General features: G+C 61.1%; 9 protein-coding genes and 1 pseudogene. 8 read left to right on the top strand and 2 right to left on the bottom strand.

Translation table 11 applies throughout. From position 1 onward, the window contains the following. The first annotated feature begins 15 nt into the window (after positions 1 to 15). The 5 genes and pseudogenes from ACXX83_RS18715 (at position 16) to ACXX83_RS18735 (ending at position 5,023) form a co-directional block, all read left to right on the top strand. Positions 16 to 624: a biliverdin-producing heme oxygenase gene (locus ACXX83_RS18715; RefSeq protein ID WP_458549309.1), complete on the top strand. Its 609-nt coding sequence runs from the start codon at positions 16 to 18 to the stop codon at positions 622 to 624. A 152-nt stretch (positions 625 to 776) separates the two neighbouring features. Continuing rightward, positions 777 to 1,166, top strand: a complete 390-nt coding sequence (locus ACXX83_RS18720) for a YbaN family protein (RefSeq protein ID WP_126047245.1) — start codon at positions 777 to 779, stop codon at positions 1,164 to 1,166. 342 nt (positions 1,167 to 1,508) lie between these two features. Then, positions 1,509 to 2,648: pseudogene (locus tag ACXX83_RS18725) on the top strand (methyl-accepting chemotaxis protein); the annotation flags it as partial. A 102-nt stretch (positions 2,649 to 2,750) separates the two neighbouring features. After that, positions 2,751 to 3,506, top strand: coding sequence for a methyl-accepting chemotaxis protein (locus ACXX83_RS18730; RefSeq protein ID WP_376739137.1), 756 nt, complete (start codon positions 2,751 to 2,753; stop codon positions 3,504 to 3,506). Between the two features lie 170 nt (positions 3,507 to 3,676). Continuing rightward, positions 3,677 to 5,023 carry a CoA transferase gene (locus tag ACXX83_RS18735; protein ID WP_458549311.1) on the top strand — a complete coding sequence of 449 codons (1,347 nt, stop codon included), beginning with the start codon at positions 3,677 to 3,679 and terminating at the stop codon, positions 5,021 to 5,023. Between the two features lie 112 nt (positions 5,024 to 5,135). On the opposite strand, the gene ACXX83_RS18740 is transcribed toward ACXX83_RS18735, so the two are convergent. Together ACXX83_RS18740 and arcD (ACXX83_RS18745) are read right to left on the bottom strand one after the other, a co-directional pair. Next, positions 5,136 to 5,999 carry a DNA-3-methyladenine glycosylase family protein gene (locus ACXX83_RS18740; protein ID WP_458549312.1) on the bottom strand — a complete coding sequence of 288 codons (864 nt, stop codon included), beginning with the start codon at positions 5,997 to 5,999 and terminating at the stop codon, positions 5,136 to 5,138. Continuing rightward, positions 5,996 to 7,423 (bottom strand): arginine-ornithine antiporter, encoded by a 1,428-nt coding sequence (arcD, locus tag ACXX83_RS18745; RefSeq protein WP_217836204.1) that lies wholly within the window; start codon positions 7,421 to 7,423, stop codon positions 5,996 to 5,998. Before arcD (ACXX83_RS18745) ends, ACXX83_RS18740 begins: the two co-directional genes overlap by 4 nt. A 443-nt stretch (positions 7,424 to 7,866) precedes the next feature. Here arcD (ACXX83_RS18745) and arcD (ACXX83_RS18750) point away from each other — a divergent pair, with 443 nt between their 5' ends. The 3 genes from arcD (ACXX83_RS18750) to ACXX83_RS18760 all read left to right on the top strand — a co-directional run bounded on the left by arcD (ACXX83_RS18750) (position 7,867) and on the right by ACXX83_RS18760 (position 11,663). Then, on the top strand, positions 7,867 to 9,294 hold the full coding sequence (arcD, locus tag ACXX83_RS18750) for an arginine-ornithine antiporter (protein ID WP_217836205.1): 1,428 nt from the start codon (positions 7,867 to 7,869) through the stop codon (positions 9,292 to 9,294). 33 nt (positions 9,295 to 9,327) lie between these two features. Continuing rightward, positions 9,328 to 10,584 (top strand): arginine deiminase, encoded by a 1,257-nt coding sequence (gene arcA / locus ACXX83_RS18755; RefSeq protein ID WP_126047255.1) that lies wholly within the window; start codon positions 9,328 to 9,330, stop codon positions 10,582 to 10,584. Positions 10,585 to 10,652: 68 nt separating this feature from the next. Then, positions 10,653 to 11,663 (top strand): ornithine carbamoyltransferase, encoded by a 1,011-nt coding sequence (locus ACXX83_RS18760; protein WP_007974406.1) that lies wholly within the window; start codon positions 10,653 to 10,655, stop codon positions 11,661 to 11,663. Positions 11,664 to 11,772 lie beyond the last annotated feature (109 nt).

The raw sequence follows: 11,772 nt of genomic DNA on the forward strand, positions 1-11,772 counted from the left end.
TTTCAAGGAATTGCCATGACTCCCCAGGCCACCGAACAACGCCCCAACCTGCGTTCGCAGCGTTTGAACCAGATCACCCACGAGCCGCACAGCAAGCTCGATGCCCTGGTCAAGGCCCACTCCCCGTTTGAAACCCAGACCAGCTTCGCCCGCTTCGTGGTGGCGCAGTACCTGTTCCAGTCAGAACTGGTGTCGCTGTACAACGATGCCGAACTGACCGCCATCGTCCCGGACCTGCCGGCCCGCTGCCGCGCCGATGCGGCCAAGGCGGATCTGGCGGACCTGGACACCGACGTACCGGCACCTGTCGCCGGTGCCCTGAAGAACCCGACCAAGGCCGAGGCCCTGGGCTGGATCTTCGTCTCCGAAGGTTCGAAGCTCGGCGCAGCGTTCCTGATCAAGCGTGCCGTGGGCCTTGGCCTGAGCGAAACCTTCGGTGCCCGTCACCTCGGCGAACCGGCCGGCGGCCGCGCGGAAGGCTGGAAGCGCTTCGTCAAAACCCTGGACGGCCTTGAGTTCAGCGCCCAGGAAGAAGCCGAAGTAGAAAAAGGCGCCATTGATGCGTTCAATCGCTTCACTGTGTTGCTGGAGCAGGCTTACGCCACCGCCCCAGAAGTCGCCTGATACCCCCTGTGGGAGCGAGCCTGCTCGCGAAAGCGGTCTGACATTCAACATTTATGTCGACTGATACTCAGCTTTCGCGAGCAGGCTCGCTCCCACATTGGACGAAGCAAGTCTGCAAGATTTCGATTCGCCTCACATGCTGCCTTGAGCCCATGCCCACCTCTTCAAAACTCTCCCGCCTCCTCTTCGGCCTGCTGGCCTATGCCAGCCTGGGCATCGGCCTGATCGCGATCGTCATTCCCGGCCTGCCGACCACTGAGTTCATCCTGCTGGCCGCCTGGGCCGCGACCCGCAGTTCGCCGCGCCTGAGTGCCTGGCTGGAAAACCACCGGCTGTTCGGCCCCATCCTCCATAACTGGCGCAACGGCAAAGTCATCGCACGCCGCGCCAAGGTCAGCGCCACCGTCAGCATGCTGTTATGCGCCAGTCTCATGTTGGTGATGCTCGAACACGGCTGGCCGATCTACCTGGCGATTGCCGGGATGGGGCTGGGCAACCTGTGGATCTGGTCACGGCCGGAATCGCTGCCGCAACCCTCCTGAATTCACCCCGCGTTTTTTCCTCTTTTTACCCCCGTTTTCGGCACATTTTTCTGCGCAAACGTTCAACCACTACCGTTCGTCGGCAGCCCATTCATGTAACCTGGCCTTCACGCCGATGTGCATTGATCGGCGCTAAATGGATTTAGCGAGTGAGCCGCAACGGCTCACAGCCAACACTTCATCCATTCGCGAGTTCGCCCTATGTTCGACTCACTGTCCATCCGCCTGAAAATCGTCCTGCTGTCCGGTCTGTGCCTGCTGGGGGTAGTCGCCCTGATAGTGGGCATGAACATCTACCAGACCAATCAGAACGATGATCTGGTCAGCGATTCCAGCAGCAGAATGCTCACCGCCAGTGTGCAGGACCTGCTGCAGGCCAAGGCCGCCGAGCAGGCGGTGCGGGTGCAGAAGACGTTCGGTGAAACCCTGACGGTGGTGACCGCCCTGGCGGACCAGATCCAGGACTTGCGCAACCTGGCCGCCAAGCGTTCGCTCGAGCCCGGCGCCTTGCGTGAAGAGTTGAACCAGAGCCTGAAAACCGCCTTCGAACGCAACGGCAAAGTGCTAGGCATCTGGCTGGCATTCGAACCCAACGGCCTGGACGGCAAGGACAGCGAATTCGCCAACGACGCCGCCCGTCAATCCAACGAGATCGGGCGTTTCGCCACCTACTGGAGCCGTGCCGGGGGTGAGTCGCTGAACACGATCATGGTCGAAGAGGACATGACCAAAACCACCCTGAACCTCAGCGGCACGCCGTACAACGTCTGGTACACCTGCCCTCGGGACAGCAAGCGCATCTGCCTGCTCGACCCCTACGCCGATACTGTCGGCGGCAAGGAAGTGTTGATGACCACCATTTCCGTACCGCTGCTGGTGGACGGCAAGTCCATCGGCGTAGTCGGTGTCGACATCGCCCTCGACGCCCTGCAAGCGGCGGCGGTCGACTCTCAGCGTGAACTGTTCAACAGCGCCGGGCACATGCTGATCGTCTCCGGTACTGGCGTGCTGGCCGCCTACAGTGTCGACGCCGGTAAAGTCGGCAAGAGCATCGGCGACACCCTGGGTGCCGACGGCAAGGACATCCTGCAACTGCTTGGCAGCGGTGCACCGAAGATTCTCCAGCAAGGCGACCTGATCCGTGCGGTGTACCCGGTCAGCCCGATTGCCGATGCCAAGGCCTGGGCCGTGGTGATCGACTTGCCCAAACAAGTGCTGCTGGCCGACTCGGTGAAGCTGCAAGCGGTACTCGACGATGCCCAGCAAAGCGGCACGATCAAGGCCTTGTCGGTGGCGGTGATTGCCGGTGTGATCGGCCTGCTGCTGATGTGGCTCACCGCGTCCGGCGTGACCCGACCGATCAACAGCGTGGCGCAAATGCTCAAGGCGATTGCCAGTGGCGACGGTGACCTGACCCAGCGCCTGCACTACAGCAAGCAGGACGAACTGGGCGAACTGGTGAGCTGGTTCAACCGCTTCCTCGACAAGCTGCAACCGACCATTGCGCAGATCAAGCAAAGCATCACCGATGCCCGTGGCACGGCCGATCAGTCTTCGGAAATCGCCCGCCAGACCAGTGAAGGCATGCAGGTGCAGTTCCGCGAAATCGACCAGGTCGCCACCGCGTCCAACGAAATGAGCGCCACTGCCCACGATGTCGCCAACAGCGCCTCGAACGCGGCCAACGCCGCCAAGGGTGCCGACCAGTCGGCCCGCGACGGCATGTCCATCATCGAGCGCAGCACCCGCGACATCAATCAACTGGCCGACGAAGTCAGCAAGGCCGTGACCGAAGTCGAAGCCCTGGCGGTGAACAGCGAACAGATCGGCTCGGTGCTGGAAGTGATCCGCAGCATCGCCGAGCAAACCAACCTGCTAGCCCTCAACGCGGCGATTGAAGCGGCCCGTGCCGGCGAAAGCGGTCGCGGCTTTGCGGTGGTCGCCGATGAAGTGCGCAACCTGGCCAAACGCACCCAGGATTCGGTGGAGGAAATTCGCCTGGTGATCGAACGCATCCAGTCCGGTACCCGTGGCGTGGTCGCCACCATGCACTCGAGCCAGACCCAGGCCCACAGCAACGCCGGGCAGATCCAGCAGGCGGTCCAGGCCCTGAGCAAAATCAGCGACGCGGTCACCGTGATCAGCGACATGAACCTGCAAATCGCCAGCGCCGCCGAGCAGCAAAGCGCCGTCGCCGAAGAGGTCAACCGCAATGTCTCGGCGATCCGGACCGTCACCGAAACCCTGACCGGCCAGGCCACCGAGTCGGCGCAGATCAGCAGCCAGCTCAACACCCTGACCACCCACCAGATGAAGTTGATGGATCAGTTCCGCGTATAAGCAGCGCCACCGGAAACTGTGGGAGCGGGCTTGCTCGCGAATGCGGTGTATCAGTCACCTTCATCGTTGAATGATGGATCGTATTCGCGAGCAAGCCCGCTCCCACAGGTTTCATCTGGCTTGTCAGCCAATCTGGACTAAGATCTGGCTCTCGCTCCGGAGGGCCTTCGATGACTGGTCTGCTCACGTCCATTCAAGCCGCGCTCGGCTTGCCCAACACCCCGATCTCGTTCACCGCCACGGGCGCCCTGCCCTCGGCATTTGCCGTCACCGAACTGGCTTGCGCGAGCATCGCCGCCGCCGGCCAGGCCGCCAGCGAACTGCTGCACCAACAGACCGGACGCCTGCCAAACCTTGAAGTTGACCGACGTCTGGCGTCCTTCTGGTTCGCGACCTCGATTCGCCCCATAGGCTGGACCGTTCCGCCGCTGTGGGACGCGGTGGCCGGTGACTACGCCACCCGCGACGGCTGGATTCGCCTGCACACCAACGCCCCCCATCACCGCGCCGCTGCCGAACGCGTGCTCGGTGCCTGTGCCGACCGCCCGGCGATGGCCGGCAAAGTGGCGCAATGGGCGAAAAGCGAGCTGGAACGGGCGGTGGTCGATGCCGGTGGTTGTGCCGCCGAAATGCGCACCTGGGATCAATGGCAGGTCCATCCTCAAGGCCAGGCGGTCAATGCCGAGCCCTTGATTCAACTCACCAGCCACCCCGGCCAGGGCAGCAAACCGTGGACAGGTTCAGTGGCTCGCCCACTGGCCGGCATCAAGGTGCTGGACTTGACCCGGGTCCTGGCAGGCCCCATCGCCAGCCGCTTTCTGGCAGGCCTGGGCGCCGATGTCCTGCGCATCGATCCGCCGACCTGGAACGAGCCGGGGGTGGTGCCGGAAGTCACGTTGGGAAAACGTTGTGCGCGTCTTGATCTGAGCGACAAGTCCGGCCGCGACGTATTCGAATCCCTGCTCAAGGACACCGACATTCTGCTCCACGGCTATCGTGCCGATGCGCTGGAGCGACTTGGCTTGGGCACGAATCAACGCCGATCACTGAACCCGGACTTGATTGATGTTTGCCTCAACGCCTATGGCTGGAGTGGCCCCTGGCAAAATCGCCGGGGCTTCGACAGCCTGGTACAGATGAGCAGTGGCATTGCCGAAGCGGGCATGCGTTGGAAAAGTAGCGACAAGCCGACACCGCTCCCCGTGCAAGCCCTCGATCACGCCACCGGGTATTTGATGGCGGCCAGTGCGATCAGGTTGTTGGCGCAACGGTTGAGCGACGGTACAGGTGGCTCGGCGCGATTGTCGTTGGCGCGCACGGCGAAGTTGTTGATCGAGCATGGGCCCGGCCCGGACGAGTCGTTGCGTGGCGAAGATCAACAGGATCTGGGGACGCTGGTGGAGCAAACGTCCTGGGGGCCGGCGCATCGGTTGCAGGTGCCGCTGAAGATCACGGCGACGCCGTTGCAATGGGCGCTGCCGGCAACGGAACTGGGTTCACATCCCGCGCAGTGGTGACTGTCAGATCGCCTTCGCGAGCAGGCTCGCTCCCACATGTGATCGCGGTCACCTGTGGGAGCGAGCTTGCTCGCGATGACGCCAGAAGAGGCAACAAAAAACCCGGATCAGCTCAGTCCACCCGACTCAATGAAGTCCACAGCACCTGCGCCGCATACCCGCGATAAGGTCGCCACCCTTCAGCCCGCAACAGCAACTGCCTGGCCGTCACCGGCCCACCCTCCAGTGCCGCCAACGCATTGACCAGCCCTACATCGCCATTGGGAAATCCATCCATCTCCCGCAACTGGCGCAACGCAATGTATTGCGCCGTCCATTCACCAATCCCGTGCAACGCCAGCAACCGCGCTACGCCCCCCTCCCGACCGGGCTCGAACAATCGCGGGTCATCGAGCAATGCCTGAGCCACACCCGACAAGGTCCGGCCTCGGCTTTTCGGCATGCCCAACGCAGCCAGATCGGCCTGCGCCAACACCTGCGCCGAGGGGAACACATGACTCAAACCCGCTAACGGCTTACCCAGTGGCACGCCATACTGCGCCACCAGTTTCCCCGCCAGGCGGATCGCCGCCGCCACCGTAATCTGCTGCCCCAGCACCGCGCGGATCGCCAGTTCCAGCCCGTCCCACGCCCCCGGTACACGCAGCCCGGGACGCTCGGCAATCAACCGGGCCATCAGCGGATCACCCGTTAAATGCCGATGGATCGTGGCGAGGTCGGCATCGAGATCGAACATCCGCCGCACGCTTGCGACGATGTCGGGCACGGCGCTCGGCTCGGGAAAGTCCAGCGTCAGCTCAAGGGCGTCAGACTTGGCAGGCCGGATAGAAAAGCTGCCGTGCATCCCCTTCAGATCGATGCTGCGCGAGTAGACGCCGTCGGCAACCGTTTCCAGTCCTGCAATCGCCCGTGCCGACAAAAATCCCAGCATGGCCGGCCAGTCATAGGGTGGCTGATACGCCAGCAACAGCTTCACAGACTCAGCAACCCGCTATACAACCCATAAGCCGCCAGCCCGGCGCCGCCGATGACCGCAGTGAAAATGCCTTTCTCGAGCGTCGTGAACAATGGCATGCCCTGTTCATGGCGGGCCTTGGCAAACAGGATCACACCCGGCGCATACAGCAACGCCGACAGCAGCAAATACTTCAGGCCGCCGGCGTACAGCAACCACACCGCGTAACTCAAGGCGATGACGCCAACCAGCAAATCCTTGCTGCGCTCGGCGCTTGCCTGCTGGTAGGTTTCCCCGCGCACGCACAACAACACCGCATAGGCCGCCGACCACAGGTACGGCACCAGAATCATCGATGACGCCAGGTAAATCAGACTGGTGTAGGTGCCGGCGGAAAACAGCGTGATCAGCAGGAACAACTGGATCATCGAGTTGGTCAGCCACATTGCATTGACCGGCACACGGTTGGCGTTTTCCCTGGTCAGGAATGCCGGCATGGTCTTGTCTTTCGCCGTGGCGAACAGGATTTCGGCGCACAGCAGCGCCCAGGACAGCAACGCCCCCAACAACGAGATCGCCAGGCCGATGCTGATCAGCAGTGCCCCCCAGGGGCCGACGATATGCTCAAGCACCGCCGCCAACGAGGGGTTCTGCAGTTTCGCCAGTTCCGGCTGGGTCATGATCCCCAGCGACAGCACGTTCACCAGCACCAGCAGTGCCAATACCCCAATGAACCCGATCACCGTCGCCCGGCCCACGTCGGAACGTTTCTCCGCCCGAGCCGAATAGACACTGGCCCCCTCGATACCGATGAACACGAACACGGTGACCAGCATCATGTGCCGAACCTGATCCATCACACTGCCGAATTCCGGGTTGTTACGCCCCCAGATATCGAGGGTAAAGATGTCCGCCTGGAACGCCACGGCGGCAATCACGATGAACATGATCAACGGCACGATCTTGGCTATGGTGGTCACCTGGTTGATGAACGCCGCCTCCTTGATCCCGCGCATCACCACAAAATGCACAGTCCAGAGCAGCACCGAAGCGCAGGCAATGGCGATCGGCGTGTTGCCTTCGCCAAAGACCGGAACGAAATAACCAAGGGTGCTGAACAGCAGCACGAAATAGCCGACGTTGCCCAGCCAGGCGCTGATCCAGTACCCCCAGGCGGACGAGAAGCCCATGTAGTCGCCGAACCCGGCCTTGGCATAGGCATACACGCCGGACTCCAGTTCCGGCTTGCGATTGGCCAGGGTCTGGAACACGAACGCCAGGGTCAGCATGCCGACGGCGGTAATCGCCCAACCGATCAGGATCGCCCCGGCATCGGCTCTGGCTGCCATGTTTTGCGGCAGGGAAAAGATCCCGCCGCCGATCATCGAACCCACCACCAAGGCGATCAATGCGCTCAGGCGAAGCTTGTTCGGTGATTGCGACATCGTTGCATCTCCATTTTTCCGGGGGGCGACATCTGCCGCGAGATCGTCACATATCGAGAGTCAACTAAACTCTTGAAGCGTAATAACGTTTATTGGATAACGCCAACCTAAGTCTTTTTACTTGCACAAAACGGCTATTAGAGGCGCCGATATAATCATTTGTTGTATACGCTTTTCCAATACATCAATTTTGTACAAAAAACCCTCGAAAAAGATTGGCGAATTCTGAAAAACCAACTAGCGTCATAATTCGAAACAGAATACAAATTAACTGAAATAATTCACTCGAAGGCTCTAAATCAAGCATTACAAGCAGCCGCCTTGAAGTGATGGCACTCCGCCAACAAACTGGGAACGCTCTCATTTAGTGATCCAAGTCAGCTGATTGGATAACCAACGGAATTAATCTGCTGGCCTCTCTTCTCCTGCATTGGAGTCATGCAATGTCTGAAGCTCCCGGAAAACTAAAACTCGGCGCACTGGTTGCTTTAGTCGTCGGTTCGATGATTGGTGGCGGGATCTTTTCCTTGCCGCAAAACATGGCCGCCAGTGCCGATGTCGGCGCCATTCTGATCGGTTGGGCAATCACCGCCGTCGGCATGCTCACCCTGGCGTTCGTGTTCCAGACCCTGGCCAATCGCAAACCCGACCTGGACGGCGGGGTCTACGCCTACGCCAAGGCTGGTTTCGGCGACTACATGGGCTTCTCGTCCGCCTGGGGGTACTGGATCAGTGCCTGGCTGGGCAACGTTGGTTACTTCGTCTTGCTGTTCAGCACCCTCGGCTACTTTTTCCCGATTTTCGGTGAAGGCAATACCGTCGCCGCGGTAATCGGTGCGTCGGTGTTGCTGTGGGCCGTGCACTTCCTCGTATTGCGAGGCATCAAGGAAGCAGCGTTCATCAACCTGGTGACCACCGTCGCCAAGATCGTGCCGCTGGTGCTGTTCATGTTGATCGCGTTGTTCGCCTTCAAACTGGACATCTTCACCGCTGACATCTGGGGCCTCAAGAACCCGGACCTGGGCAGCGTGATGGATCAGGTGCGCAAGATGATGCTGGTCACCGTGTGGGTGTTCATCGGCATCGAAGGCGCGAGCATCTTTTCGGCCCGGGCGGAAAAACGCAGCGACGTGGGTAAAGCCACCGTGATCGGCTTTGTCACCGTATTGCTGTTCCTGGTGCTGGTGAACGTGCTGTCGCTGGGGATCATGACCCAGCCGGAACTGGCCAAATTGCAGAACCCGTCGATGGCGGCGGTGCTGGAGCATGTGGTCGGCCACTGGGGCGCAGTGCTGATCAGCGTCGGCCTGATCATCTCGCTGTTGGGGGCGTTGCTCTCGTGGGTGCTGCTGTGTGCGGAGATCATGTTCGCCGCTGCCAAGGACCACACCATGCCGGCATTCCTGCGCAAGGAAAACGCCAACCATGTACCGGTCAATGCCCTGTGGCTGACCAACGCCATGGTGCAGATCTTCCTGATCATCACCTTGTTCTCGGCCAGCACTTACCTGTCGCTGATCTACCTCGCCACCTCGATGATCCTGGTGCCGTACCTGTGGTCGGCTGCCTACGCACTGCTGCTGGCCGTGCGGGGCGAAACCTACGAGGGCGCCTCAGGCGGTCGGCAGAAAGATCTCATCATCGGCGCCGTGGCCCTGGTCTACGCGATCTGGCTGCTGTACGCCGGCGGCACCAAATACCTGCTGCTGTCCGCCCTGCTCTACGCCCCCGGCGTGATCCTGTTCGCCAAGGCCAAGCTGGAAATCGACAAACCGGTTTTCACCAACGTCGAGAAGCTGATTTTCGCTGCGGTGGTCGTCGGCGCCGTGGTGGCGGCCTACGGTCTCTACGACGGCTTCCTGACCCTGTAATGCAATTGTTTTGTCATCTGGAGGATCACTGTAATGACCACGGAAAAAGTTAAGTACGGCGTCCATTCCGAAGCCGGCAAACTGCGCAAAGTCATGGTTTGCTCCCCAGGCCTTGCCCATCAGCGGCTGACCCCGAACAACTGCGATGAACTGCTGTTCGATGATGTGCTGTGGGTGGCCCAGGCCAAGCGCGACCATTTCGACTTCGTCACCAAGATGCGCGAACGTAACGTCGATGTGCTGGAAATGCACAACCTGCTGACCGACATCGTCGCCATCCCCGAAGCCCTGGACTGGATTCTGGAACGCAAGATCACCGCCAACTCGGTGGGTCTGGGCCTGATCAACGAAACCGCGTCGTGGCTGCGCAGCCTGGAGCCACGTCACATCGCCGAGTTCCTGATCGGCGGCGTATCGGGCGACGACTTACCGACCAGTTTCGGCGGCAAGGCCATCGAGATGTTCCGCGATTTCCTCGGCCACTCAAGCTTTATCCTGCCGCCGCTGCCCAACACCCAGTTCACCCGCGATACCACCTGCTGGATCTACGGTGGGGTCACCCTCAACCCGATGTACTGGCCGGCGCGCCGTCAGGAGACCCTGCTGACCACCGCCATCTACAAATTCCACCCCGAGTTCACCAACGCCGACTTCCAGATCTGGTACGGCGACCCGGACAAGGACCACGGCAACGCCACCCTTGAGGGCGGTGATGTGATGCCCATCGGTAACGGCGTGGTGTTGATCGGCATGGGCGAACGCTCCTCGCGCCAGGCCATTGCCCAACTGGCGGTGAACCTGTTCAAGAACAAGGCCGTGGAGAAAGTGATAGTCGCCGGCCTGCCGAAATCCCGCGCGGCGATGCACCTGGACACCGTGTTCAGCTTCTGCGATCGCGACCTCGTCACGATTTTCCCGGAAGTAGTGAACCAGATTGTCGCCTTCACCCTGCGTCCCGATGAAAGCAAGGCAGGCGGCATCGACATCCGACGCGAAGAAACCAACTTCCTCGACACCGTGGCCCAGGCCCTCAACCTCAAAGCGTTGCGCGTGGTGGAAACCGGCGGCAACAGCTTCGCCGCCGAACGCGAGCAATGGGACGACGGCAACAACGTGGTGGCCGTGGAGCCGGGCGTGGTCATCGGCTACGACCGCAATACCTACACCAATACCCTGATGCGCAAGGCCGGGGTGGAGGTCATCACCATCAGCGCCGGCGAACTCGGCCGGGGACGGGGCGGCGGCCATTGCATGACCTGCCCGATCATCCGCGATCCGATCGACTACTAACCTATTACCTTGGCCCGCACTTACCGAGTTCGGGCCAAGGGGATAACCGACACCTTAGGAGATCCAAAATGGCGTTCAACATCCATAACCGCAATCTGCTGAGCCTGGAACACCACACCCCTCGCGAATTGCGCTACCTGCTCGACCTGTCCCGCGACCTCAAGCGTGCCAAGTACACCGGCACCGAACAGCAGCATCTCAAGGGCAACAACATCGCGCTGATCTTCGAAAAAACCTCGACCCGCACCCGCTGCGCGTTTGAAGTCGCCGCCTATGACCAGGGCGCCAACGTAACCTACATCGACCCGAACTCCTCGCAGATCGGCCACAAGGAAAGCATGAAGGACACCGCCCGCGTGCTCGGGCGCATGTACGACGCCATCGAGTACCGTGGCTTCAAGCAGGAAATCGTCGAGGAGCTGGCCAAGTTCGCCGGCGTACCGGTGTTCAACGGCCTGACCGACGAGTATCACCCGACACAAATGATCGCCGACGTGCTGACCATGCGTGAACACGCCGACAAACCGATCCACGAAATCAGCTACGCCTACCTCGGCGACGCGCGCAACAACATGGGTAACTCGCTGTTGCTGATCGGCGCCAAGCTCGGCATGGACGTGCGCATCTGCGCGCCAAAAGCCCTGTGGCCGGCAGACGACCTGGTCGCCCGCTGCAAACAGTACGGTGAAGAAAGCGGCGCGCGCATCACCCTCACCGAAGACCCGAAAGCGGCGGTCAAGGGCGTCGACTTCATCCACACCGATGTCTGGGTGTCGATGGGCGAACCGGTTGAAGCCTGGGCCGAACGCATCCAGCAACTGCTGCCGTATCAGGTCAACGCCGAACTGATGAAAGCCACCGGCAACCCGCGCACCAAGTTCATGCACTGCCTGCCGGCGTTCCACAACTGTGATACCAAGGTCGGCAAGCAGATTGCCGAGCAGTACCCGCACCTGAGCAACGGCATCGAAGTGACCGATGACGTGTTCGAGTCGCCGGCCTGCATCGCCTTCGAGCAAGCGGAAAACCGCATGCACACCATCAAGGCGATTCTGGTGTCGACGCTGGCTGATCTTTAACGGCTGACTCGGCTCCCACTGACGGAACACGCCCCCCTGTGGGAGCGGGCTTGCTCGCGAAAGCGGTGTATCAGACAACAATGATGTCGACTGACACGCCGTATTCGCG

It is taken from the genome of Pseudomonas sp. GNP012, assembly GCF_054343835.1.